Here is a 24,028-nt window from a genome sequence, read left to right as displayed (position 1 = left end):
GACCTGCGTGCGGAGATGCTAGGCATAGAAAACAGCGGGCCACGCCGCCACACGAAAAACAGATGAAACAATCGCTCCAGTTACGAACTTCGCAGCACCTCGCATTGACGCCGCAATTGCAGCAGTCGATCAGACTGCTGCAATTGTCGACGCTGGAACTGCACCAGGAGCTGGAACAGATCCTCTCCGACAATCCGCTGCTGGAACGCCTCGACGATGCGCTGGACAATTCGGTGCGCCTGCTGGCCGATGGTGCCGTCAGTGCCACGCCCTCTTCGGGTGTGGCCGAAGGCAACAGCGAAGGCAGCGGCGACGCGGCCCCCGCCAGCGCCGATGGCGAATCCAGCTTCGAATACCAGGACAACGCCCCCGAGGGCGGTGTCAGCGGCGAGTCCGACTGGAGCTTCGACGACGTTGCCCGCAACGGCAAATCGTCTGACGACGAAGATGCCCGTCCGCAACTGGAAGCCCACGAAATCACCCTGCGCGAACACCTGCTGGACCAGATCCGCGTGACCGCCCGCACCCTGCGCGACCGCGCACTGCTGGAACTGCTCACCGACGCGCTCGACGACAGCGGCTATCTGGAAGAACCGCTGGAAGATATCCTGGCGCGCCTGCCCGAAGAGCTGGGCATCGACCTGGAAGAGCTGGGCATTGCGCTGAAATTGCTGCAGAGCCTGGACCCGGCCGGTGTCGGCGCGCGCAGTGCCGGCGAATGCCTGGCCTTGCAGATCCGGCGCCTGCCCAAGGTGCCGTTCGTGACCCGCAAGCTGGCGCTGAGGATCGTTGAGGATTACCTGCCGCTGTTCGCCCAGCGCGACTTCAACAAGATCAAGAAAGCCCTCGATTGCGACGACGAGGACCTGCGCGAAGCCCAGGCGGTGATCCGCCAGTGCCGCCCCCATCCGGGTGCGGAATTCGCGCGCGATTCCTCCGACTACGTGGTGCCGGATGTGATTGTCAAACAGACAAAGACCGGCTGGCAGGTCATGCTCAACCATGAGGTCATGCCCAAGCTGCGCGTCAATGCCATGTATGCGAGTGCGCTGAAGCAGGCCAAGGGCGAGGGATCGCTGTCTTCCCAGCTGCAGGAGGCGAAGTGGCTCATCAAGAATATGCGCCAGCGCTTCGATACAATTTTGCGAGTTGCACAGGCTATTGTCGAACGTCAAAGAAACTTCTTTTCACATGGGGCAGTCGCCATGCGCCCCCTTGTGCTGCGTGAAATTGCTGATACACTGGGTCTACACGAGAGCACAATCTCTCGCGTGACAACTCAGAAATACATGCTCACGCCGCACGGCATGTTTGAGTTGAAGTACTTCTTCGGTAGCCACGTCGCGACTGAAACCGGAGGCGAAGCCTCCTCCACCGCGATACGGGCACTGATCAAACAGTTGATAGGAGCCGAAAACCCGCAGACCCCATTATCCGATAGCAAGATTGCGGATATGCTGGCAGAACAAGGCATGGTGGTCGCGCGACGTACAGTCGCCAAATACCGCGAAGTGTTGAAGATTCCGCCGGTCAATCTCCGCAAGTCCCTCTGAGTGTTTCGCATTTTTTTCTCAGTTTCTCTGCAGTAGCCGTTGCTGTGTTCTGGCAAGCATCCGATGCCAACCGACACGTCAGACGTGCCTTTGGCAGCGCAGCAGTAGCGATGGATTGCTCGAACCTCCAGTGACTTCACGATAGGAGTGTTGTATGAATCTGACCATCAGTGGACACCACCTCGAACTGACCCCCGCCCTGCGGGAATACGTGCAAAGCAAGCTGGCACGCATCAAGCGCCATTTCGACAACGTGATCGACGTCAGCGTGATCCTGAGCGTAGATAAACTCACAGAAAAGGAAAAGCGCCAAAAAGCGGAAATCAACGTCCACATCAAGGGGAAGGATCTACATGCGGAAAGCATCGCACACGACCTCTATGCTGCTATCGATGCCCTGATCGACAAGCTCGATCGCCAGGTCATCAAGCACAAGGACCGGCTGCAGGAGCATCACTCCGCCGCCAAACGCCTGCCGGACGAAGCTGCCGGCGACATGATGGCTGGCGCGGCATGATGCCCTGACAGTTTCATCACCTGACATGAGCAAAGGGCGCGCAAGCGCCCTTTTGCATTTGGGCAAGCTGCGTCATTGCTTGCATATCATATAAATAGTTTCCCGATTGAAATAAACTGTTGTGTGCGAGATCAATCCGGGTGTGGCGGTTCCAACGCGAGCGCCGGCTTTTCCCTATAATGTCGGCAATCCCATTTTCAAAGGCATAGCCATGAGCGACGTCCAATCCTGGATCAAAGAAACCGTGACCCAAAACCCTGTCGTGCTGTTCATGAAGGGTACCGCCCAGTTCCCGCAATGCGGCTTCTCCGGCAAGGCCATCCAGCTGCTCAAGGCCAGCGGCGCCGAGAACATCGTCACCGTCAACGTGCTGGAAAGCCCGGACGTGCGCCAGGGCATCAAGGAATACTCGAACTGGCCGACCATTCCCCAGCTGTACGTCAAGGGTGAATTCGTCGGTGGCTCCGACATCATGAGCGAGATGTACGCCTCGGGCGAACTGCAGACCCTCATCCAGGGCTGATCCGCTTTCCCCGACAAGCCTGGCGATCATGAACGCCACCTCCGGCACACCGCGCCAGCGCCTGGTCATCGCCATCACTGGCGCGACCGGCGCGATCTATGGCGTGCGGCTGCTGGAACACCTGCGCAAGCAGGGGCAGGTCGAGACCCATCTGATGATTTCCGACGCCGGCGTGCTCACGCTCCACCAGGAGCTGGACATGCGGCGCAAGGATGTCGAAGCGCTGGCCGACGTGGTGCACAACGTGCGTGACGTGGGCGCCTGTGTCGCCAGCGGTTCCTTTGCCTCCACCGGCATGGTGGTGGCCCCCTGTTCGATGAAGACCCTGGCCTCGGTGGCCCATGGCCTGTCGGACAACCTCATCACGCGCGCCGCCGACGTGGTCCTGAAGGAACGCCGCCGCCTGGTGCTGATGGTGCGCGAAACCCCCTTCAACCTGGCGCACCTGCGCAACATGACTTCCGTCACCGAAATGGGGGGGGTGATCTTCCCGCCACTGCCGGGCTTCTACCAGCGCCCGGCCTCGCTGGAAGAGATGGTCGATCACACCCTCGGACGGGTGTTGGACCTCTTTGGTATTGCCTCGCAGTTGACGCCGGAGTGGCAAGGGCTCAAGGGCAGCACCGACTGACCGGGCATTCGACCTCCGCCTGCCTGACACCGGTCTCTTCATCAGCCGCATGCTTCTTGCAAATATCTCAAATTGAGATATCATGCCTTCATGCGCGTCATCTCGAACAAAGCCCTGACCGATTTTTCCCTGCGCCATCCGCAGGCAGAGACACCACTACAAGTGTGGCGCAAGATCATCGAATCGCGCACGTTCGACAACTTCGCCGAGTTGAAGAAAGCCTTCAACGCTACCGACAAGGCAGGTGACTTCCACGTCTTCGATGTTGGCGGCAACAAGTACCGGATCATCACGCTCATCAATTTCAACAGCCAGAAGCTCTATATCCGGTACGTCTTCACACACAGGGAGTATGACAAATGGAAGCCTTGATGGAAAAGCACGTGATGGATGACATCACCTCGCACTTTACCGCGTTGTCCTCCGTCATCCCGCTACGTCCGATCCGCAGCGCGCAGGATTACGATCACGCCGTCGCCACACTGAACCAGTTGCTGGATGCGGGTGCCGCTGATGAAGCCCATCCCTTGTCCGACCTGGTCGATACCCTGGGCAGCCTCATCGGCGAATATGATGAAAAACATTTCCCGCTGAAAGACGTCACACCGATCGACGTGCTGCAATTCCTGATGGAGCAACATCAGCTGACGCAATCGGACCTGCCGGAAATCGGCTCGCAGGGTGTCGTCTCGGAAATCCTGCGTGGCAAGCGCGAACTCAACCTGCGCCAGGTCAAGGCACTGGCCGAACGCTTCGCAGTCGGCACGTCGGTATTCATCGGCTAGGCCCTCGCGCTATCCGGGTAAGCAATGAAAATGGCCGCTGCATGATGCAGCGGCCATTTTCAATTGGGGTAACGCGCGCGAGGATTCAACCGCGTCCGATATACGGCATCTTGGTCGCCATCACCGTCATGAACTGCACGTTGGCATCCAGCGGCAGGCTATCCATGTAGAGGATGGCCTTGGCCACATGCCCGGCATCCATGGTCGGCTCGACCTTGGTACTGCCGTCGGCCTGCAGCGTGCCCTTCTTCATCAGCGTGGTCATGTCGGTGGACGCATTGCCGATGTCGATCTGGCCGCAGGCGATGTCATAGGCACGGCCATCCAGCGAAGTGGCCTTGGTCAGGCCGGTGATGGCGTGCTTGGTCGAGGTATAGGCAGCCGAGTACGGACGCGGCGCATGGGCCGAGATCGAACCGTTGTTGATGATGCGTCCACCCCGCGGCGACTGCTCCTTCATGATGCGGAAGGCTTCCTGCGTGCACAGGAAGACGCCGGTGAGATTGATATCCACGGCCGACCTCCACTGCTCCACGCTCATCTCTTCCAGCGACACCGGCGGAGTGAAGACGCCGGCATTGTTGAAGAGCATGTCCAGGCGGCCAAAACGCTCTTTCGTTCGGGCGAAGAGCTGCTTCACCGAGGCCGCGTCGGTCACGTCGGTGGCCACCACCAGCGCATTGGCGCCATCGTCGCCGGCCAGCTTGACGGTCTCTTCCAGCGCATCCTGGCGACGCCCGGCCAGGGCCACGCCATAGCCTTCGCGCAGCAGCGCCAGGGTGATCTGCCGGCCGATGCCGGAGCCGGCGCCGGTCACCAGCGCAATTCGTTTCGGTGCTGCCATCGTATTGACTCCTCAATTGATCTTATGGACGGGAACGTGCATCACCTGTGGATAAAAAAACCGCCTGTGATGCACAGGCGGTTTTCACTATAACAAACACGGCGCAAGGGCAGATGAGAGATTTTCAATCCGCCGGGCCGGCATTCATGCATCTGCGGCCCATCGCCTTCACACCTTGTCTACACCGTGCTCGACAGCGGCTTGGTCGTATCGATGCCCAGCGTGCGCGCCGCTGCTTCCAGTCGCGCGCGATCCTCGCCCCACACTTCGCACAAGGCCGTGTAGGCGATCCAGCGTGCATCGATCTCGAAGAAGTCGCGCAGGTTCACCCGCGTATCGCTGCGGCCAAACCCGTCGGTGCCCAGCGTGACGTAAGTGCCCGGCACGAAGGCCCGGATGCTCTCGGGCAAGCTGCGGATATAGTCGCTCACGGCAATCACCGGGGTAGTGCCGGCCTGCAGCTGCTGCGTCACATACGGCAGCGCGTCGCTGCCCTCCAGGCGTTGTGCGCGCTGCGCCGCCACGCCATCGCGCGCCAGCTCGGTGAAGCTGGTCACGCTCCACACCTCGGCCTCGACCTGCCAGTGCTGCTGCAACAGGGCGGCAGCCGCCACGGCTTCCTTCAGGATCGGGCCCGAGGCCAGCAGGCGTGCCTGCGCCTGCGGCTTCGCGTCCAGGCAATACAGGCCACGCAGGATGCCTTCCTGCACACCTGCCGGCATGCTGGGCTGGGCTTCGTTCTCGTTGGTAACGGTGACGTAGTAGAACACGTCTTCGCCACGTTCCATCATGCGGCGCATGCCATCGTCGACGATCACCGCCAGCTCGTAGGCATAGGCTGGATCGTAGGAGATACAGTTGGGAATCGAGGCCGCCGTCACCAGGCTGTTGCCATCCTGGTGCTGCAAGCCCTCGCCGCCCAGCGTGGTGCGGCCGGACGTGGCGCCGATCAGGAAGCCACGCGCACGCTGGTCGGCCGCGGCCCAGATGAGGTCGCCGATACGCTGGAAACCGAACATCGAGTAATAGATGTAGAACGGCAGCATCGGCGTACCGTGCACCGAATAGGCCGTGGCCGCCGCCGTCCACGAAGAGATCGCACCGGCCTCGGTGATGCCTTCTTCCAGGATCTGGCCATCCTTGGCTTCGCGGTAGTAGAGGATGGAACCGATGTCCTCCGGCTCGTACAACTGCCCCTGCGACGAATAGATGCCGACCTGGCGGAACAGGTTGGCCATGCCGAAGGTACGCGCCTCGTCGGCAACGATGGGGACCACATAGCGACCGAATTCGGGATCCTTCAGCAGGTTGCCCAGCTGGCGCACCAGCGCCATGGTGGACGACATTTCCTTGCCGTCGGCCTCCAGCGCGAACTTGCTGTGCGCTTCCAGCGCCGGCACGATGCGGCGTGCCTGGCCGGCATGGCGACGCGGCAGGTAACCGCCCAGTGCCGCGCGGCGCGCGTGCAGGTGCTTCATCTCGGCGCTGTCGGCCGCAGGCTTGTAGAACGCCAGGTCACGGCATTGCTGGTCGCTCAGCGGCAGCTTGAAGCGGTCGCGGAACTGCAGCAGGCTTTCTTCGTCGAGCTTCTTCTGCTGGTGCGTGGTCATCTTGCCTTCGCCAGCCGCCCCCATGCCATACCCCTTCTTGGTCTGCGCCAGGATCACGGTGGGCTGGCCGCGATGGGCCGCTGCCGCCTGGTAGGCCGAGAAGATCTTCTTCATGTCATGGCCACCGCGACGCAGGCGATTGATCTCCTCGTCGGTGAGCGTGGCGCCGATGGCGCGCGTGCCCGGTGTCTGGCCAAAGAAGTGCTGGCGGTTGAAGGCGCCATCGTTGGCGGCGAAGGTCTGCAGCTGGCCATCCACGGTGCGGTTCAGGGCATCGACCAGCTCGCCATCCTTGTCACGGGCAAACAGCGCGTCCCAGTCCGAACCCCACAGCAGCTTGACGACATTCCAGCCGGCACCGGCAAAGAGCGTCTCCAGCTCATCGACGATATGGCCGTTGCCGCGCACCGGGCCATCCAGGCGCTGCAGGTTGCAGTTGACCACGAAGATCAGGTTGTCCAGCTTCTCGCGCGAGGCCAGCGACAGGGCGGCCAGCGATTCGGGCTCATCCATTTCACCATCGCCGAACACGCCCCACACCTTGCGTCCCTGGTCCTGCAACAGGCCGCGATGTTCCATGTAGCGCAGGAAGCGCGCCTGGTAGATGGCATTGATCGGGCCGATGCCCATGGAGCCGGTGGGGAACTGCCAGAACTTGGGCATCAGCCAGGGATGGGGATAGGACGACAGCCCCTGGCGACCGACCCGCTTGGCCTCGATCTCGCGACGGTAGTAGGCCAGGTCGTCTTCGGAGAGCGCGCCCTCCAGGAAGGCACGGGCATAAATGCCCGGCGCCGAGTGCGGCTGGAAATAGACCACGTCGCCGGCGAACTGCTCATCGCGGGCGCGGAAGAAATGGTTGAAGCCGACTTCGAACAGATCGGCCGCCGAGGCAAAGCTGGCGATATGCCCGCCCAGCTCACCATAGGCGCGGTTGGCACGCACCACCATGGCCAGCGCATTCCAGCGCATGATGCTGGCGATGCGCTCCTCGATGGCCTGGGCATCCGAGCCGCCGGGGAAAGGCGGCTCCTGTTCGGGGCGGATGGTATTGACGTAGGGCGTATTGCGGGCATCACGCCAGTTCACGCCCCATTGCTGGGCAGCCGCCGACAGACGCGAGAGCAGGAAACGGGCACGTTCCGGTCCGCCTTCGGCCAGCACGCTTTGCAGCGCTTGCAGCCACTCCTGGGTTTCCTGGGCGTCGATATCGATATCGCGGGCAATACCATTGGCTGAGGACATATCCACTTCCTGATCTCCTGTTGTGGCAAAGGACAGGGCCGGCACAAAAAATGCACCATCTGCAATCGCTGCTATGCAAAGAGCCAAAAAGCCGGTAAAACACTGGCCGCGCCATCGGTCTCCTCGCGTGCCTCGCCTTTGCGGTCTTGTCGTATAAATCGTCGCGGGTGATCGGACTACGATACGCCGGAAGGCCCGGCGTGAGTCACTTAAAATAGGAAGTTGCCGTACAATATTCAGCATCCACTGCTGAAAAATTGAAACTGACGGAATTAAATTTCGATAATGGAACTAGATACCACCGATTTGCGAATCCTGAACATCCTTCAGGAGAACAGTTCGATCAGCAATCTGGAATTGGCCAGCCGCATCAATCTCTCGCCCTCGCCCACGCTGGCGCGCGTGAAGCGGCTGGAATCGGAAGGCATCATCTCGCGCTACGTGGCGCTGGCCGATCCGCACCTGCTGGGCCTGAAGGTCAACGTCTTCGTCAAGGTGATCCTGGAGCGCCAGGGCGCCGAAGCGCTGGCCCAGTTCGAAACCGCGGTGAGCGCCTTCGACGAAGTCATGGAAGTCTACCTCATGACGGGTGACGAGGATTATCTCTTGCGCATCGTGGTTCCGGACCTGCTGACGCTGGAACATTTCATCGTCGACCACCTGACCAAGATTCCCGGCATCAAGAACATCCGCTCCAGTTTCGCCCTCAAGCAGATCAAGTACAAGACCGCCCTGCCGACGCCCAAGATCAAGACGCGTCGCTAAGACAGTCCATGCCGCAACACCGTACGCAGCAAAAGAAAAAGGGCCTCACGGCCCTTTAGTTTTTCTGGAAGGCATCATCCCGCCGCCGTGCCGGGACGATACTCACGGCCTCACGCGTGAGCGCTTCCTCCTGCGGCGTTACCTCCTCATGGCACCAGCGCTGGAACAGGTCGACCACGCTGCGCGCATACATTTCACCATCGACGGGCTTGGGCAGGTATTCGGTGGCACCGGCGGCCAGGGCTTCGCGCTCGCCCTCCATTTCATGGGAAGGGAACACCACCACCGGCACCTGGGACAGGTGGGGCAAGCTACGCAATTCGCGCAACAGGTCCAGGCCATCGCTGCCGTCGAGTTCGGATTCCAGCAGGATCAGGCTGGGCACGGCACCATCGCCGCTGCGGCGGCGCTGCAGCAGGCAGCTGCGGGCACTGTTGAGGTCAGGACAAGTCTGGAAGCAGCAGCGCAGGTTGCTCCTCCACAAGGCGAAACGGACCATCTCAGCCGCTTCCTGGCTGGGATCGATCATGACTATGCTGGGAAAACTCATCTGTGCTGCTTCCTGTGGATCCTGATAAGACGAAGGCCTACTGACCAATCCACGTTTTACAGGAAGCATTACCACCACAACATCGGGAATTTCCTGACCGATCCTCCCGGATACACGCAGGCCTGCGTCAGGAATCGCCTGATCGCCATGGGCGGAAGGCCTGGCTACACTGCACGCATACCTTGTCGATATGGCAACCCCTCTCCATCACTTCTCCGGTACCCTGCAATGATCCTCTTCTCCAAAGTCCGTGTCCCCGTTCCCAGTGCCGCCTGCGGGGCAGTCGAGATGTACGTCAGCCGCGTCAGCCGCACCATCGCCCGCGGCAGCGATGCCGGCAACGACTGGACCAGCCTGCATGCCAGCCCGCGCAAGGTCCTGGAATGGTTTGCCACGGCCGGCTTTGCCGTCAGCGGCCGACGCGAGATGCTGGCGCGCTTCATGCCCTGCGAACAGCGCCTGGCCAGCCTGGACCAGCTCAAGCGCGAAGTCCGGCCGGCCCTGGCGGTACCGCGCTTCTGGCAGCTGGGCGGTGCCGACTACGGTTTCGATGTCACCCCGCACCTGCCCTACTGGCTGGCCATGAACGACGCCTCCTTCGTCCCGCTGCTGGTCCCCACGCACCAGATGGCGCACTTCTCCCAGGCCCTGATGGCCTGATCGCGCCCTAGCGCAACGGCAGGTAGATGTCGGTGAGCAATTCACCCGCCGGGGTATCGGGCAACAGGTTGAGATAGTGGAAGTACAGCGGGAAGTCCCGCAACTCCTCGCCACTGCCAGGCAACCACTGGCGATACAGCGGATAGATGCTGTCCCCCATGCGGTCATGCGTACCGACATGCCGCACCCGTGCACAACGCCCGCCGGGAATCAGTTTCTCGATCACGCCCTGTGGATTGACGGGCAGCTCACCCTCGATCTCGCCACAGACATCGAAACGGAATTGCTCCGGTGGCGTGGTATCGGGGTTATCCCAGGCCAGGCCGAAAGTGCGGCAACGATCTATCGGTGACAGCAGCGATGCCTTGCGCCATTCGATGAAGCGCGCCACCGTGGCATTGAGGGTGGTGACGGGGCCTCGGTGCTCCAGCACGGCGATGCGGATGGGTTCGACGGTAACGATCTCGACTTTCACGTCCATTTTCCTTTCGGGGATGCGGAATACATAACGCTCGTGCCAGGCGGGCCAGTCCGGCGCGCGCCGGAACTGCGAGGGCGACTGGCCGAAGGCGCTCCTGAAGGCGCGCGTAAAGGATTCCGGATTTTCAAAAGCGGCTTCGAGGGCGATGTCGATAATCCTCTTCTCTCGCTGGAAGGCCAGCTGGTAACTGGCATGCTTCAAGCGCATCAGGAGGATGTAGCGCGCCACCCCGACACCGACGAAGTCGGCGAACTGCCGCTGGAAATGGAACCGCGAAAAATGAGCGAGCCCCGCCAGCTGCTCGGCATCAAGCGACTCGTGCAGATGGCTCTCGATATGGTCGAGCACTCTCTCGAATCGGGCTACATAGGCTTTTTTGCGTGCTTCACTCATCTTGTCCTCGGTTCACGGGACGTACTGTGCAGGAAAGGCCGGACCAAATCTTGACCGAAATTGCGGACTGATTTCACCGCATCCCGCCGTACCGGATCGTGCCTATGTTAAAACACCGGACTCGCACGCTTCCGAAAGATCTGCCCATGACGATGAGTACTTCCCTCCTGATGCTGGCCATTTGCGCTGCCTGGCTTGCGCCCCACTCGCTGTCGCGCAATATGCGACTGGCGCCATGGTTGGCCTTGCTGCTGCTGGCGCTGGCCTGCGCCCTCGCCGCAGGAGAAGTCAATGTCACCGGTGTCGCAGGACTGATCGCGCTGGGCGCCGCCGCAACGGGCGTCCGGCATGCGCGCGCCACGTGGCTGCGCGGCCTGCTGATGCTGCTGGCCACTGCACTGGCGCTATTGCTGGCCCTGCATCGCTGGCCCGGCTTCCTCAATCCTCTGGTCGTGCCGCGCCAGGTCATCAGCGCCAATGCCCGGCCCTTCGCGCTCTACGCCAATCTCGACAAGGGTGCGGCCGGCCTGCTGCTGTTGACGCTGCTGGTGCCGCGTTCGAAGACGTGGCAGGAAGGCGGACGCGCACTCAAGCAAGCCCTGCTGCCCGGTCTGGCCACCATCGTCGTGGTCATGGGCCTGGCCTGCCTGCTCGGGCTGGTGCGCCCGGAATGGAAATGGCCGGCCTTCACGCCCGCCTTCCTGGCCATCAACCTGCTGCTGACGGTGGTGGCCGAAGAGGCCTTCTTCCGTGGTGTGATCCAGCATCAGCTGACCCGCCTGCTGGCTAGCGTGCCGGGTGGTGCGCTGCTGTCCATCCTGGTCTCGGCACTGCTGTTCGGCGCTGCCCATCTGGGTGGCGGACTGCCCTACGCGGCATTGGCTGGCGTGGCCGGCCTGGGCTACGCGCTGGTCTTCCATCGCAGTGGCCGGATAGAAGGCGCCATTGCGGTCCACTTCGGGCTCAACGCCCTGCACTTCCTCTTCTTCAGCTATCCGGCGCTGGCCTGAGCGGTCAGCGCATCAGGGCGCGATCCATTGACCGCGCCACTGCCCATCCTCCCAGCGGAAGAGCGCGCGGCGATGCTGGCCCGGGGTCAGGTCCAGCAGCTCCAGGCTCTGCAGTTCGACGTCAATCAGCGCAAAGTTCAGGAACCCGCCCGCGCCGGCATCGGCCGGCGCCTGCGCTTCCTCCGGCGCGACGACAGGCGTACCCGGCACCAGCGGCGCCTGGTAGAGGATCAGCGTATGCGGCCGGGCCGCAGACCACATGGCCTGCCTGCGCCCGGCATCGCCCACCACCCGCGCCCGCCCGGTGACGCGCAACTGGCGATAGCTGTCGAGATCGACGGCGGCCAGCGAGACGCGATCGTCGGCGGCGATTTCGGCGATCTTGGGTGAGCGACAGTCGGTATGGAAGGACAGCGTGCGGGCCTCCTCATCGAGGCCACGCAGCACGATGGAGCGCACCTGTGGCGCGCCATCCAGACCCAGTGTCGCGAATTGCCAGATGGTGAACGGAGAGCGGACGGGACTGGCGCCCAGATGCAGGGCGCTCCAGGTGGTGGAAAGGACTTCGGACAGATCCATGATGCTCACGCAGGTGAAAAATCGGCAGACGCCATTGTAGTCCGAGCGGTCGTTCGCCCGGGACCCACCCGAAAAATGAAACGCCCGCATCAGCGGGCGCAGGCTTGCAGCAGGTCGGTCAAGCCGACCCTGGATGTCAGAACGCCCCGACGTAGTTCTCCGCCAGCGCCGTCGATAGCGCGCGCGAATTGACCACGTTCTCCAGCTCGGCACGCTGGATCTGCTGCTGGAAGGGCGAGGCATCCTCGAAGGTGTGCAGCAGGCTGGTCATCCACCATGAGAAATACTCGGCGCGCCAGATGCGCTTGAGGGCGGCGTCGGTATAGCCGCTCAATGTCGCATCACTGCCCTTGCGATAGAACTCTTCCAGTCCCTGCGCCAGCAGCTTGACATCGCCCACGGCCAGATTCAGCCCCTTGGCACCGGTCGGCGGCACGATGTGCGCGGCGTCGCCAGCCAGGAACAGGCGGCCATGCTGCATCGGCGTGGAGACGAAACTGCGCATGCCGATGATGCCCTTCTGGAAGATCCTGCCCTCCTTGAGACGCCAACCATCGCCGTTTTCCAGGCGGGTATGGAATTCGTTCCAGATGCGATCATCCGACCAGTTCTCCACGCTGTCCTTGGGATCGCACTGGAAGTACAGCCGCTGCACCGTCGGCGAGCGCGTGCTGACCAGCACGAAGCCGCGCTCATGCTGGGCATAGATCAGTTCGTCCGAGGAGGGTGGTGCCTCCACTAGCACACCGAACCAGCCGAAGGGATAGATGCGTTGATAATCCTGGCGACGGCTATCGGGAATGGCCGGCCGCGACACACCATGGAAGCCATCGCAACCGGCAATGAAATCAGCCTGCAGGGTGTGCTGTTCGCCACCGTGCATGAAGCGCACCACCGGCTTGTCACTCTCGATGCCCTCGATGGCCGTGCCGCTCACGCCGAACAGCAACTGTCCCTGCGCCGCCAGGCGCGCAGCCACCAGATCCTTGATCACCTCGTGCTGGGCATAGACGGTGATGGCCTGGCCGGTCAGCTCGGTCAGGTCGATGCGATGGCGGCGACCACCGAAGGCCAGCTCGATGCCATGGTGCAGGGCGCCTTCGCGCCGCATGCGTTCGCCCACGCCCGTCTCGTTGAGGATATCCATGGTGCCCTGCTCCAGCACACCGGCACGGATGGTGGCTTCGATCTCTTCGCGGGTACGCGTCTCGATCACGACCGATTCGATGCCCTTGAGATGCAGCAGATGGGATAACAATAGTCCGGCCGGGCCGGCGCCGATGATGGCGACTTGGGTACGCATGGTGGGGTCTCCGTATGTCAGGACCGTTCGCCGCCCCATGACGCATGGGAAAGCACGCTCCTGCTGTGGTGGTTGTTCTTGCTTCTTGGTATGGCCGAATCTTAGTCGCCACGCAGCGATTAAAAAATGGATGATCCCGCCAATTGCTTGTACTATTTTTACAAACAAGAAACCGACAAGAATGTGCCACGGCACACACCGGAGACCTTTCCCCCATGCCGCGCAGCCAGCCCAGGACCAGCGACGTCCCGCAATTCTCCTTGTACGGCGAGGCTTCCCGCCCCGATGATGCGGAGTCGGTCCATATCGAACTGATCGAGACCCGCAGCCGGGTCCACGACTGGCATATTGCACCGCACACCCATGCCGGCCTGTTTCAGGTACTTTTTTTAATGTCGGGCCACGTCAGCGCCCTGATGGAAAACGAGGTGTGGGAATACGATGGACCGGTGGTCATCACCATCCATCCCTCGCTGGTCCACGGCTTCGATTTCTCCGAGCAGGCGGTGGGCTTCGTGCTGACGGTCGATCCGCACATCGTGTTCTCGGCCGGTGATGGCCACGCCCATGGCGAGCTGTTCTCGCCGCTCTTCCTGCGCCCCATGGCCATCGACCTGGCCCGCGTGCCGGAGTTGCGCGAACGCATGGAAACCCTGCTGCGCCTGTTGATCGCCGAGTCCGCCGCGCCCCGCAGCGGCCATGCCCTGATGCTGGAATGGCTGGCCCGCAGCGTGATGCTGCTGCTGGTGCGGCTGGAAGCCGACCATCGCTCGGCCGAGCTCTCCGGACGCGGTGACTTCGAATTGTTCAGCCGCTTCCGCGCGCTGGTGGAGCAGCATTTCCGCGAGCAATGGCAGGTCGCCGTCTATGCCGACAAGCTGCGCATCACGCCCAGCCGCCTGAACCGCCTGTGCCTGAAACTGGCCGGCCACTCGGCCTTCGACCTGGCCCAGCAGCGGCTGATCCTGGAGGCCTGCCGCAAGCTGACCTACGTCCCCTCGGGGGTCTCGACCATTGCCTATGAACTGGGATTCCAGGATCCGGCCTACTTCAGCCGCCTCTTCAAGCGCCACCTGGGTGTCACACCCAAGGAGTACCGCCGCACGCACGTGGAGGAGTGAATGGCTACAGCAAGGCACCCAGCTCCACCTGGATCTTGAGCATGGCCGGCAGGCAGCGTTCGACCATGTCTTCCAGTTTCATGCGCCCTGCATGGACGCTGATATTCATCGCCGCCACCACCTCACCCCGGAAGTTGCGCACCGGCACGGCCATGGTGCGCAAGCCCAGCTCCAGTTCCTGGTCCACCAGCGCATAGCCTTGCGCGCGGGCGCGGGCCACTTCCAGGGCCAGTCGCTCGACATCGGTGATGGTGTTGGCGGTGATGGCTTCGGGGCGAGCCCGGGCCAGCAGCCGCTCTGCCTCCTCGGGAGGCAGGTTGGCCAGCAGGACGCGGCCATTGGCCGTGCAATAGGCCGGTACCCGCGTACCCGGTTGCAGCGTGGTCGAGACCAGTTGACCGGCGCTCACCGCCGCCACGCAGACCAGCTGGTCGTGATCCAGCACCCCGCAGGAAGCTGCCTCGCCCAGCGAATACGCCAGCCGGTACAGCAAGGGCTGGACGATGCGCGGCAGACGCGCCGAATGCAGATAGGACTGGCCCAGCCGCAATACCGTGGGCGTGAGCGAAAAGGTCTTGTTGTCGTGGCGCATGTAACCCAGATGGGTCAGCGTGATGAGATAGCGACGCGCCGCCGCCCGGGTCAGGCCGGTCAGCTGGGCGACCTCGGCGATGGTCAGGCGCGAACGCTCCTGATCGAAGGCCTCGATGACCTGCAGGCCCTTCTCCAGGCCGGCCACCAGGTCGCGCTTAAGGGGCTCGTCGATACCCTCGCCATGTTCCGGCCGGCCTTCCCCGGAAGAATCGGCCATGTTCGGTCCCGCCATGCTTGCCTCGCGCTGTGGATAAATCAGGATCGATGCAGATAATCGACCATTTGTGCGATTCTCGCACAAAGCGGGCGAATGGCGAATATGCTGCGCTGCTCCGGCCTTGAGAGCCGACAGGGGCTTGCCTACTATCTGGCTACACCAACGCACGGCGCGCCACTCGCACATTCAAACACCCAGCCACACCCGGGATGCGACACCCGCGAAGCAGCCGCCGCCCATAGCCGACCTGAGGAGACCTCATGCAATTCGATGCCATCGAACCCGGTGTCTATCCGGAACTGATCTACCCGCCCTACAAATCGACCGTCAAGCGCGGCCCCACGCAAGCACCGCTGCGCGTGCGCGACGAAGTCGCCACCGGCACCAACCTGTTCGCCTCGCCCAAGCTGATCCTGCCGCACGACATGGACCTGACCGCGCAAGGCAAGGGCGAACCGCTGGGCGAAAAGATCGTGGTCACCGGCCGCGTGCTGGACGAGGATGGCAAGCCGGTACGCAATTCGCTACTGGAAGTCTGGCAATGCAATGCCGCCGGCCGTTACTTCCACAAGAAGGACCAGCACGACGCACCGCTGGACCCCAACTTCACCGGCTTCGGCAAGATGCTCACCGATGACGAAGGCCGCTATCGCTTCGTCAGCATCAAGCCCGGCCCGTATCCCTGGGGTAACCACCACAAGGCCTGGCGCCCGGCGCACATCCACTTCTCGCTGTTCGGCAACGTCTATGCGCAGCGCCTGGTGACGCAGATGTACTTCCCCAACGACCCGCTGTTCGATTACGACCCGATCTTCCAGAGCATCCCCGACAAGGCCGCCCGCCAGCGCCTGATCTCGCGCTTCTCGCTGGACGAAACGGTGGACGACAAGATGCTCGGCTACGTATTCGACATCGTCCTGCGCGGCCGCAACGCCACGCCCATGGGTATCTGACGCATTGACTGAGCAGGAGAGAACATGAGCAATATCACCACTTCGCAAACCATCGGCCCCTTCCCGCACGAAGCCTGGGCCTGGGCCGTCCAGCTGACCGCCGAGGTCGGCAGCGCCGCACCGCAAGTGCGCGTGCAGGGCGCCATCTTCGACGGCGACGGCCAGCCCATCAACGACGCCTGGGCTGAGGCCTGGCTGCCCGGCAGCGCCCCGGTCGAAAGCGCACACGCCATCCCCGGCTATCGTCGTGTGCCGACCAATGAAGAAGGCGGCTTCGTCTTCTCGATCTCGCAGCCGCAGGCACCCGCCGGCAAGCCGGTCGCCTACGTGACGGTATTTGCACGTGGCCTGGTCAAGCACCAGTTCACGGCGGTGTTCCTGGAAGACGATCCGGCGCTGGCGCAATCGGCCCTGCTGGAACAGGTGCCGCCGCCGCGCCGCGACACCCTGATCGCCCGCAAGCAAGCCGACGGCAGTTACCTGTGGAACATCCACATGCAAGGCGCGCACGAGACTGTATTCTTCGACTACACCTGACCACCGCGCAGGACGCGCGCACCAGGGGATCCGCAGGCCCAGGCCTGCCGGATCCCGTTTGCGTTGGTGCACTGAGCGCATCCTGGTGCCGACACCCATTGGAGACTTCATGAGCGTTTCGATATTCGACAGCTTCCTCACCACCTCGGAGATGATCGCCCTCTTCGACGACCAGGCCGTGGTGCAAGCCATGCTGCGCTTCGAACAGGCACTGGCCGAAGCCGAAGCCGCCGAAGGCGTGATCCCCGAGGCGGCCGCCCGGGCCATCGCCAGCGTATGCCGGGCGCCACTCTATGACATCCCGGCCCTGATCGTGGCCGGTCGCCGCGCCGGTGCGCTGGCCATTCCGCTGGTCAAGGAATTGCAGCGCACGGTCGCCCTCTACAGCGAAGAAGCCGCCACCCACGTGCACTGGGGCAGCACCAGCCAGGACGTGCTGGACACCGCGCTGGTGCTGGTCACCCGCGACGCGCTGCAACTGGTCGATGACGAACTGCTGAAGCTGGCACAGCGACTGCTCGTGCTGTCCGATGCGCATCTCGACACCCCGGTCCTGGCACGCACCCTGATGCAACCCGCGCAAGTCACCAGCCTGGGCTTCAAGTTCTGCGGCTGGGCCGCGCCACTGGTGCGCTCGCGCGCGCAACTGCGCACGCTGGCCGGGCGCGCATTGCAACTGCAGCTGGGCGGCGCGGTCGGCACCCTGGCCGTGCTGGACGACAAAGGCCCCGCCGTCGCCGCCCGCATGGCCGAGGCACTGGGGCTCAAGCAAGCCGATATCGCCTGGCACACCCAGCGTGACGAATGGATACGCCTGGGCAGCGAGATGGCCGTCCTGGCCGGCAGCCTGGGCAAGATCGCCACCGACCTGTCGCTGATGGCGCAAGGCGAGATCGCCGAGCTGGCCGAACCCTCGGGCAATGGCCGTGGCGGCTCCTCGGCCATGCCGCACAAGCGCAACCCGGTGTCCTCGATGATTGCCCTGGCCGCCGCCCACCGCGCCCCGCAACAGGCGGCCGGCCTGCTGGCGACCATGGCGCAACAGCACGAGCGCGGGCTGGGCAACTGGCAAGCCGAACTGGCCGAATGGCCGGCGCTGTTCCTGGGCGTGCATGGCGCGCTGCGCGCACTCAACGACGCCTTCGCCGCACTGGGCATCGACGAGGCACGCATGCTGCGTAACATCGACGCCCTGCAAGGCCTGGTATTTGCCGAATCGGCCTCCATCGCCCTGGCCCGCGTGATCGGTCGCCCGCGCGCGCATGCCCTGCTGGAGCAACTGACGCGCCAGGCCGTCAGCGACGGCACGCAACTGGCCGATGTACTGGTCACCGCCGTGCAGGCCGACACGCAACTGTCCGGGCAGCTCGACATCGACATGCTGCGCAGCCTCTTCGATTCCGTCGCCGCCACCCGTCCCGCACGACGCCTGGCCGAACCGCAGCTGGGCAAACTGCGCGCGGCACTGGCTGATTGAATCTGTCAGCCAGTGTCAGAAAAAACGTCAGAAAACATCAACACACCACAAGACACAGAGAGAGACCACCATGAGCTACGATCCGCTGGACCATGACTTCGAACGCGGCATGCGCAATCGCCGCAGTGTGCTGGGAGACCAGTGGGTAGACCGGTCGGTGGCCAACGCCACCAACTTCAATGCCGACTTCCAGAACCTGATCACGCGTTTCGCCTGGAACGAGATCTGGGGCCGGCCCGGGCTGGACCACAAGACCCGCCGCATCATCGTGCTGGCCATCACCATCGCGCTGGGACGCTGGGAAGAATTCGAACTACATGTGCGCGCAGGGCTCACCGCCGATCCCGCTACCCGTCTCACCCCTGACGAGATGAAGGAAGTCATGATCCAGGCCGCCGTCTATGCGGGCGTGCCAGCGGGCAATACCGCATTCACGCATGCCCAGAAGATCCTGCGCGAAGTAGGCGAGCAGATCGGCTATGCAGTGCTCCCGCAAGACCCGGCGGGCAGCGTGCATCCGGGCGTAGGCCGGGAAGGCCGCACGGCCTCCTCGCCGGCACTGCACTACAGCCTGCGAGAACCGCGCCATGGCAAGGCACCACGGCATACGGTGGTGCTCTCGCATGCCATCGGCACCGACCTGATGATGTGGGATGGGCTGGCCAACCTGCTGTCAGCCGATTGCCGGGTGATTGCCTATGACCATCGCGGGCATGGCAGTTCCGAGAAAGCCGACGGGCTCTACAGCATGGCCGACCTGGCCGACGATGCGGCGCGTCTGTTGCGTGAGCTCGATACGGGGCCGGTGGTGTGGGTGGGCTTGTCCATGGGGGGCATGGTGGGGCAGGAGCTGGCCTTGCGCCATCCGGGGCTGGTGCGCGCGCTGGTGCTGGCCAATACCACCTCGACCTATCCCCAGGCGGCACGCGAAGCCTGGCAGCAACGTATCGCTACCGTCCGTGCCGAGGGCATCGGCGCCATTGCAGATGCTGTGATGGGACGCTATTTCCATGAGGGCTTCCGCGCTGCCCAGGCCGCTACCGTGGCGCGCTATCGGCACCGGCTGGTCACGACCGATGCGGTGGGCTATGTGGGCTGCTGCCATGCAGTCGGGACCGTCGATACCACTGCGCGGCTCGCTGACATCAAGGTGCCTGCGCTGGTCATTGCCGGGGAACTGGATCAGGGGACGCCGGTTTCCATGGCGCAGGATCTGGTGGATGGGATTGCGGGAGCTCGGCTGGCTGTTCTTGCCGGGGCTTCCCATATCAGTGCTGTGGAGCAGCCTGTTGCGTTTGCTGGACTGGTTCGCGGATTTATTGACGAGCTTTGAATTTTATTGTTTTGGCGGCTTGCTGAGGTTGGATTTTGGTTCTGGGCCATTTGCACAGAATGCTTGTGTACGCTCTAGCTTAATGCTGATCTCTCTCCGGTCGGAGGAGCGCGCCGGGGGCGGCCCGGCAGCCGCTCACTTTCTTTGGCCCGCCAAAGAAAGTAAGCAAAGAAAACGGCCCCCTAAGAGCCAGCCCTCCTTCGGAGGGTTCCCGACGGAGCGGGGTAACAAGTGGGAAAAATAGATTCGCTTCGCTCAAACTATTTTTCTGATCCACTTGTCACCCCACTCCGTCGGCTGGCCCCCAAGGGGGACCCCGGACGGCTCGCCTTCGGCATCGCACAGACTCCGACTCGCCTGCGGCTTTGCCTTGGCGTCCTTCGCCTTCGATACCTCGCTGCGCGACTACTCAGTCCGAACGGACGGAAATGATTTAAAAGAATAAAAACCGTCTTCACTGGTAGATCGAAGAAAAACCGATGCCGCAGGCGAGCCCCCGGCAAAGCCGAAGGCGAGCCGGATGGCTGTCCGCTTCTGACCCGCCGCGTCGGTGCGTACCGAGACGGATCAGGAAAATAGTTTGAGCGAAGCGAATCTATTTTCCCCGTCTTGGTACGCACCGACGCGGGGACCCTCCGAAGGAGGGCGGAGGCAGCAGCGGTCGCCTTCTTTTGCTTACTTTTCTTGGCGAGACAAGAAAAGTGAGCGGCTGCCGGGCCGCCCCCGGCGCTCCGCCCCGACCGGAGAAAGATCAGAATTAAGCTAGAGCGCACACAAGCATTCCGTGCAGACTACCCCTACCCCTACCCCAACCCCAGAACCAAAAAACATCAAACCCCAGGATCCCGAACCCTCTCCACCTTATCAAACTCAACGTTATAAAACTCCGCCCCCCGCAACTCAGCCTTCCGCATATAGACAGTCTGCACCATATCCCGGGAAGCAGCATCGATAGCAACCGCCCCCCGCACGCTCTCCCAGCTCATCCCCTTCATGGCCCCCAGCAACTTCTCACCATCGCTATCCCCACCAGTCTTCTTCAATGATTCGTAGAGCAGATGCATCCCGTCATAAGCCCCCACGGAATGGAAGTTAGCCCGCATCCCTTTGTTAAGACGCGCAATCGCCTCCACGTATTCCTTGTTGGCCGCAGAAGGATGAGCCGCGGAATAGTGATGACTGCTCACCACATCCCGCGCAGCCGCACCGATACCCGCCATCAGATCATCATCGAGCACATCGCCGGTACAGATCAGCCGGATACCAGCAGCGCCAAGACCGCGCTCGGTAAACTGTTTCAACACCGCCGCCCCCTCCCCCGAAGGCACGAACACGAACAGCGCCTCAGGCCGAGCATCCTTGACCCGCTGCAGAAAAGGCGCGTAATCGGGATTGCGCAAGGGCACGCGCACGCTCTCCAGCACCTTGCCACCCGCCTCGCCAAAGGTCTTCACGAACACCTTCTCCGCATCCAGCCCCGGGCCATAATCGGAGACAAAGGTCACCACGCTCCTGATGCCATTCTTGGCCGCCCAGGACGCCAGAGGCGAGGTCACCTGCGCCAGCGTAAAGCCGGTGCGAACGATGAAGGGAGAACGCTGCGGAATGATGGAGGTGGCCGCCGCCGTGACGATCATCGGCACCTTCGCCTGGGTCGCAATCGGCGCCGCGGCCAATGCCAGCGGCGTCAGGCCGAAACCCATCAATACCTGCGCCTTGTCACGCGCCACCAGTTCCTGCGCCAACCGCTTGGTCACATCAGGCGACACCCCGCCATCGTCCTTGAGCAGGATCTCCACCTTGCGCCCACCCGCGCTGTCACCGAACTTCTGCTGGTACAGCCTGACTGCGGCCTCGATCTGCCTGCCGGTGGAGGCAAACGGCCCCGACATCGGCACGATCAAGCCCACCTTCACCGCATCGGCCGCCCTTGCCATCAATGGCAGGGCACCTGCCGTCAGTGCTGCACCCGCCAGCACCAGCTGGCGCCGACGCCCATCGAAGCGCTCGTTCATCGTATGTCTCCTCTCGGTTTATTGTGGTTAGATATCCAGCACCAGCAGTGCGCTCTTCGCGCGTGAACAACAAGGCGTGAACTGGTCACAGGCGGCGCGCTCTTCATCGGTCAGGTACTGGTCGCGATGATCGGGCTCGCCCTCCAACACCCGCGTCAGACAGGTGCCGCAGATGCCCTGCTCACACGACACCGGCACGTCGATACCGTGCTCGGCCAATACCTGGATCACCGTGCGCTCGGGCGGGATGGTGAATACCTGGCCGCTGCTGGCGAGCCTGACGTCGAAGGCTCCATTGCCATCGGCCACCACCGGTGCTGCGCCGAAATATTCGAAGTGCAGACTATCCTCAGGCCAGCCTTGCGCCCGGGCCGTGTCGAGTACATACGCAATGAAACCGGAAGGTCCGCACACATAGAGATGCGTCTGCGGCGCAACCCCGGCAAGCAGTGCGGCCAGATCCAGCTTCTGCGCCGCCTCGCCATCATCGTAGTGCGTGTGCACCCGCTCGCCGAAGGGCGATGCCGCGATGCGCTCGCGGAACGCCAGGCTCCTGGGCGTGCGGGCGCAATAGTGCATCTCGAAGGAGGCACCCGCTGCGGACAGGGATTCGGCCATGCACAGGATGGGGGTGACGCCGATGCCACCGGCCAGCAACACGCTGTGGCGTGCCGCTACCAGCGGGAAGTGATTGCGCGGCGCGCCCACCTCGACCAGCTCGCCGACCCGCAGGCGCTCGTGCACCGCCACCGAACCACCGCGCGAATTCGGATCGCGCAAGACGCCGATCTGGTAACGATGCCGTTCGTGCGGTGCATTGCACAGCGAATACTGGCGCAACAAGCCGCCCGGCAGGTGCACGTCGATGTGCGCGCCGGCCGCAAAGGCTGGCAGAGGCTGTCCTTCCGGGTCGACCAGGTCCAGGCCGATGATGCCGTCGGCTTCGTCGCGGCGCGCCGCGACCTTGAGCTTGAATGTCCTCATGTCCCTGCTCTCAAGCCGCTTCGCTCTTGCCGGCTTCGGCTTCGCGGGCCAGCCACTTGTCCAGTACCTTGCGCGATTGCACGCCGCCGGCATCGATGTTCAGCGCCAGCAGACGACGCTGGGGATGACGCAGCAGGTTGGCCTGCTGCAGCTCCAGCATCTCGCGGTCTTCGCCAAAGATCTTGCCCTGGCCCTCGCGGATGGTGGCGGTCAGCTCCTGATCCTCGGGACGGAAGTGGCGTGCCATGCCCCAGAAATACCAGTGCGAAGTCTCGGTCTCGGGCGTGATGAAATCCACCACGATGCTGGAAGCCTTGTGATCCGGCCCGGCCTCGTAACCACCCTGCCCGGCATGGGCCACGCCCACTTCGATCATTACGTGGCTGGGGGGCGAGAAGCGGCAGATCTGCCAGCGGTCCACCGGCACATCGTCGGCCAGTCCATTGCCGCGCAGGGCCATGCGCCAGAATGGCGGCGGCATGATGTTGTCCATGAAGCGGCTGGTGACGACCTGTTCGCCCTCTACCCGGGTGTTGACGGGCGCTTCGTCGATCTCCTTCTGGCCGATGCTGGAGGCGTGTACATAGGTCTCGTGGGTGAGATCCATGAGGTTGTCGATCATCAGGCGGTAGTCGCAATTGATGTGGTAGAGACCGCCACCGTAAGCCCACTCCGGGTTATCCGCCCACTCCAGGTGATGGATGCTGGCCGGGTCGGCCAGGCTCTTCTCGCCGGGCCAGACCCAGATGAAACCGTAGCGTTCCACCACCGGGAAGCTGCGGATGCACGGAAATCCCCGTACCCGCTGGCCCGGCATGCTGATGGGCTGACCGTCGCAGCCCATCTCCAGGCCGTGGTAGCCGCACACCAGCTGGCCATCGCGCACGAAGCCCAGCGACAGCGGCGCGCCGCGATGCGGGCAGAAATCTTCCACGGCGGCGACCCGGCCTTCGGCGCCACGGTAGAACACGATCTTCTCGCCGCAGATCTGACGGCCCAGCGGCTTGCTGGCGATCTCATCAGGTGTGCAGGCAACGTACCAGGCATTCTTGGGGAACATGGTGCTCTCCTCTTGGGTAAATTCCTCAATGGGCGCGTGCGGACAATGGCCGGCGCCACGATCGGTATTTATTTTCTGGTTCCGCAGGCTGGTTTGATCCAGATCCTGTCGGGTCTCGCGGTATCTTGTTCTAATATTCAGTACACTGAATGTTTGAAAAAGTATCCGCCAATCCGCACCGCAAGTAAACTCGGTCGCGGACTTTTTTCGTTGCGCGCCGCATCAATTAACACGAGGCAATCGGCCTTGCCGGTTACACTCCCGAGCATCCCGCCGCATAGCGGCTCG

The 24,028-nt window shown here is 62.9% G+C and carries 24 protein-coding genes; 14 read left to right on the top strand and 10 right to left on the bottom strand.

Going from position 1 to position 24,028, the window contains the following annotated elements:
* Nucleotides 1–62 precede the first annotated feature (62 nt).
* From ACIPHN_RS15335 to ACIPHN_RS15310, 6 genes are all read left to right on the top strand, one after another.
* A complete protein-coding gene (locus ACIPHN_RS15335; protein ID WP_400437511.1) occupies nt 63–1,553 on the top strand; it encodes an RNA polymerase factor sigma-54 in 1,491 nt (496 codons plus the stop codon).
* Nucleotides 1,554–1,707: 154 nt separating this feature from the next.
* On the top strand, nt 1,708–2,070 hold the full coding sequence (hpf, locus tag ACIPHN_RS15330; RefSeq protein WP_400437510.1) for a ribosome hibernation-promoting factor, HPF/YfiA family: 363 nt from the start codon (nt 1,708–1,710) through the stop codon (nt 2,068–2,070).
* A gap of 211 nt (nt 2,071–2,281) precedes the next feature.
* Nucleotides 2,282–2,593, top strand: coding sequence for a Grx4 family monothiol glutaredoxin (gene grxD, locus ACIPHN_RS15325; RefSeq protein WP_400437508.1), 312 nt, complete (start codon nt 2,282–2,284; stop codon nt 2,591–2,593).
* A 28-nt stretch (nt 2,594–2,621) separates the two neighbouring features.
* Nucleotides 2,622–3,224 (top strand): UbiX family flavin prenyltransferase, encoded by a 603-nt coding sequence (locus ACIPHN_RS15320; RefSeq protein WP_400437506.1) that lies wholly within the window; start codon nt 2,622–2,624, stop codon nt 3,222–3,224.
* Between the two features lie 90 nt (nt 3,225–3,314).
* Nucleotides 3,315–3,596: a type II toxin-antitoxin system HigB family toxin gene (locus ACIPHN_RS15315; RefSeq protein ID WP_400437504.1), complete on the top strand. Its 282-nt coding sequence runs from the start codon at nt 3,315–3,317 to the stop codon at nt 3,594–3,596.
* Nucleotides 3,596–4,009, top strand: coding sequence for a type II toxin-antitoxin system HigA family antitoxin (locus tag ACIPHN_RS15310; RefSeq protein WP_400437502.1), 414 nt, complete (start codon nt 3,596–3,598; stop codon nt 4,007–4,009). Before ACIPHN_RS15315 ends, ACIPHN_RS15310 begins: the two co-directional genes overlap by 1 nt.
* Nucleotides 4,010–4,094: 85 nt before the next feature.
* Here ACIPHN_RS15310 and ACIPHN_RS15305 read toward each other — a convergent pair whose 3' ends face one another.
* The gene (locus tag ACIPHN_RS15305; protein ID WP_400437501.1) at nt 4,095–4,853 is read right to left on the bottom strand and encodes an SDR family oxidoreductase; all 759 of its coding nucleotides are present in this window, start codon (nt 4,851–4,853) and stop codon (nt 4,095–4,097) included.
* Between the two features lie 179 nt (nt 4,854–5,032).
* Nucleotides 5,033–7,708, bottom strand: a complete 2,676-nt coding sequence (gene mdeB / locus ACIPHN_RS15300) for an alpha-ketoglutarate dehydrogenase (protein WP_400437499.1) — start codon at nt 7,706–7,708, stop codon at nt 5,033–5,035.
* Nucleotides 7,709–7,993: 285 nt separating this feature from the next.
* Here mdeB and ACIPHN_RS15295 point away from each other — a divergent pair, with 285 nt between their 5' ends.
* The gene (locus ACIPHN_RS15295; RefSeq protein WP_013235910.1) at nt 7,994–8,473 is read left to right on the top strand and encodes an Lrp/AsnC family transcriptional regulator; all 480 of its coding nucleotides are present in this window, start codon (nt 7,994–7,996) and stop codon (nt 8,471–8,473) included.
* 55 nt (nt 8,474–8,528) lie between these two features.
* On the opposite strand, the gene ACIPHN_RS15290 is transcribed toward ACIPHN_RS15295, so the two are convergent.
* Nucleotides 8,529–9,023, bottom strand: a complete 495-nt coding sequence (locus ACIPHN_RS15290) for a response regulator (RefSeq protein WP_400437497.1) — start codon at nt 9,021–9,023, stop codon at nt 8,529–8,531.
* Nucleotides 9,024–9,251: 228 nt separating this feature from the next.
* Here ACIPHN_RS15290 and ACIPHN_RS15285 point away from each other — a divergent pair, with 228 nt between their 5' ends.
* On the top strand, nt 9,252–9,683 hold the full coding sequence (locus ACIPHN_RS15285) for a hypothetical protein (RefSeq protein ID WP_400437495.1): 432 nt from the start codon (nt 9,252–9,254) through the stop codon (nt 9,681–9,683).
* Between the two features lie 7 nt (nt 9,684–9,690).
* Here the strand turns inward: ACIPHN_RS15285 and ACIPHN_RS15280 are convergent, their stop codons facing one another.
* Nucleotides 9,691–10,557, bottom strand: a complete 867-nt coding sequence (locus tag ACIPHN_RS15280; RefSeq protein WP_400437493.1) for a GyrI-like domain-containing protein — start codon at nt 10,555–10,557, stop codon at nt 9,691–9,693.
* A gap of 152 nt (nt 10,558–10,709) precedes the next feature.
* On the opposite strand from ACIPHN_RS15280, the gene ACIPHN_RS15275 reads away from it, so the two are divergent.
* Nucleotides 10,710–11,567, top strand: coding sequence for a lysostaphin resistance A-like protein (locus ACIPHN_RS15275; protein ID WP_400437492.1), 858 nt, complete (start codon nt 10,710–10,712; stop codon nt 11,565–11,567).
* A gap of 12 nt (nt 11,568–11,579) precedes the next feature.
* On the opposite strand, the gene ACIPHN_RS15270 is transcribed toward ACIPHN_RS15275, so the two are convergent.
* Nucleotides 11,580–12,146 carry a pyridoxamine 5'-phosphate oxidase family protein gene (locus ACIPHN_RS15270; protein WP_400437490.1) on the bottom strand — a complete coding sequence of 189 codons (567 nt, stop codon included), beginning with the start codon at nt 12,144–12,146 and terminating at the stop codon, nt 11,580–11,582.
* Between the two features lie 136 nt (nt 12,147–12,282).
* Nucleotides 12,283–13,449 (bottom strand): 4-hydroxybenzoate 3-monooxygenase, encoded by a 1,167-nt coding sequence (locus ACIPHN_RS15265; RefSeq protein WP_400437488.1) that lies wholly within the window; start codon nt 13,447–13,449, stop codon nt 12,283–12,285.
* A gap of 215 nt (nt 13,450–13,664) precedes the next feature.
* Between ACIPHN_RS15265 and ACIPHN_RS15260 the strand changes: the two genes are divergently transcribed.
* Complete coding sequence (locus ACIPHN_RS15260; protein ID WP_400437486.1) at nt 13,665–14,570, top strand: helix-turn-helix domain-containing protein; 906 nt, start codon at nt 13,665–13,667, stop codon at nt 14,568–14,570.
* A gap of 4 nt (nt 14,571–14,574) precedes the next feature.
* Here ACIPHN_RS15260 and ACIPHN_RS15255 read toward each other — a convergent pair whose 3' ends face one another.
* Nucleotides 14,575–15,381, bottom strand: coding sequence for an IclR family transcriptional regulator C-terminal domain-containing protein (locus ACIPHN_RS15255; protein WP_400437485.1), 807 nt, complete (start codon nt 15,379–15,381; stop codon nt 14,575–14,577).
* A 260-nt stretch (nt 15,382–15,641) separates the two neighbouring features.
* On the opposite strand from ACIPHN_RS15255, the gene pcaH reads away from it, so the two are divergent.
* The 4 genes from pcaH to pcaD all read left to right on the top strand — a co-directional run bounded on the left by pcaH (nt 15,642) and on the right by pcaD (nt 19,681).
* Entirely contained in the window at nt 15,642–16,334 is a 693-nt protein-coding gene (gene pcaH, locus ACIPHN_RS15250; RefSeq protein WP_400437483.1) for a protocatechuate 3,4-dioxygenase subunit beta, read from the top strand.
* 24 nt (nt 16,335–16,358) lie between these two features.
* A complete protein-coding gene (locus ACIPHN_RS15245; protein ID WP_400437481.1) occupies nt 16,359–16,871 on the top strand; it encodes a protocatechuate 3,4-dioxygenase in 513 nt (170 codons plus the stop codon).
* 109 nt (nt 16,872–16,980) lie between these two features.
* The gene (pcaB, locus tag ACIPHN_RS15240; protein ID WP_400437479.1) at nt 16,981–18,348 is read left to right on the top strand and encodes a 3-carboxy-cis,cis-muconate cycloisomerase; all 1,368 of its coding nucleotides are present in this window, start codon (nt 16,981–16,983) and stop codon (nt 18,346–18,348) included.
* Between the two features lie 70 nt (nt 18,349–18,418).
* Nucleotides 18,419–19,681: a 3-oxoadipate enol-lactonase gene (pcaD, locus tag ACIPHN_RS15235; protein ID WP_400437477.1), complete on the top strand. Its 1,263-nt coding sequence runs from the start codon at nt 18,419–18,421 to the stop codon at nt 19,679–19,681.
* 830 nt (nt 19,682–20,511) lie between these two features.
* On the opposite strand, the gene ACIPHN_RS15230 is transcribed toward pcaD, so the two are convergent.
* Genes ACIPHN_RS15230 through ACIPHN_RS15220 form a run of 3 tightly spaced genes read right to left on the bottom strand, consistent with a single transcriptional unit; the run spans nt 20,512 to nt 23,740 of the window.
* Entirely contained in the window at nt 20,512–21,696 is a 1,185-nt protein-coding gene (locus ACIPHN_RS15230) for an ABC transporter substrate-binding protein (RefSeq protein ID WP_400437476.1), read from the bottom strand.
* A gap of 27 nt (nt 21,697–21,723) precedes the next feature.
* Complete coding sequence (locus ACIPHN_RS15225) at nt 21,724–22,680, bottom strand: PDR/VanB family oxidoreductase (protein WP_400437475.1); 957 nt, start codon at nt 22,678–22,680, stop codon at nt 21,724–21,726.
* A 10-nt stretch (nt 22,681–22,690) separates the two neighbouring features.
* Entirely contained in the window at nt 22,691–23,740 is a 1,050-nt protein-coding gene (locus ACIPHN_RS15220) for a Rieske 2Fe-2S domain-containing protein (protein ID WP_400437473.1), read from the bottom strand.
* Nucleotides 23,741–24,028: the final 288 nt, after the last annotated feature.

It is taken from the genome of Herbaspirillum sp. NPDC087042 (genome assembly GCF_044745245.1).
In the GTDB taxonomy this organism is placed as follows: Bacteria; Pseudomonadota; Gammaproteobacteria; order Burkholderiales; family Burkholderiaceae_D; genus Herbaspirillum.
This window is presented reverse-complemented; position numbering and strand designations above follow the sequence as displayed.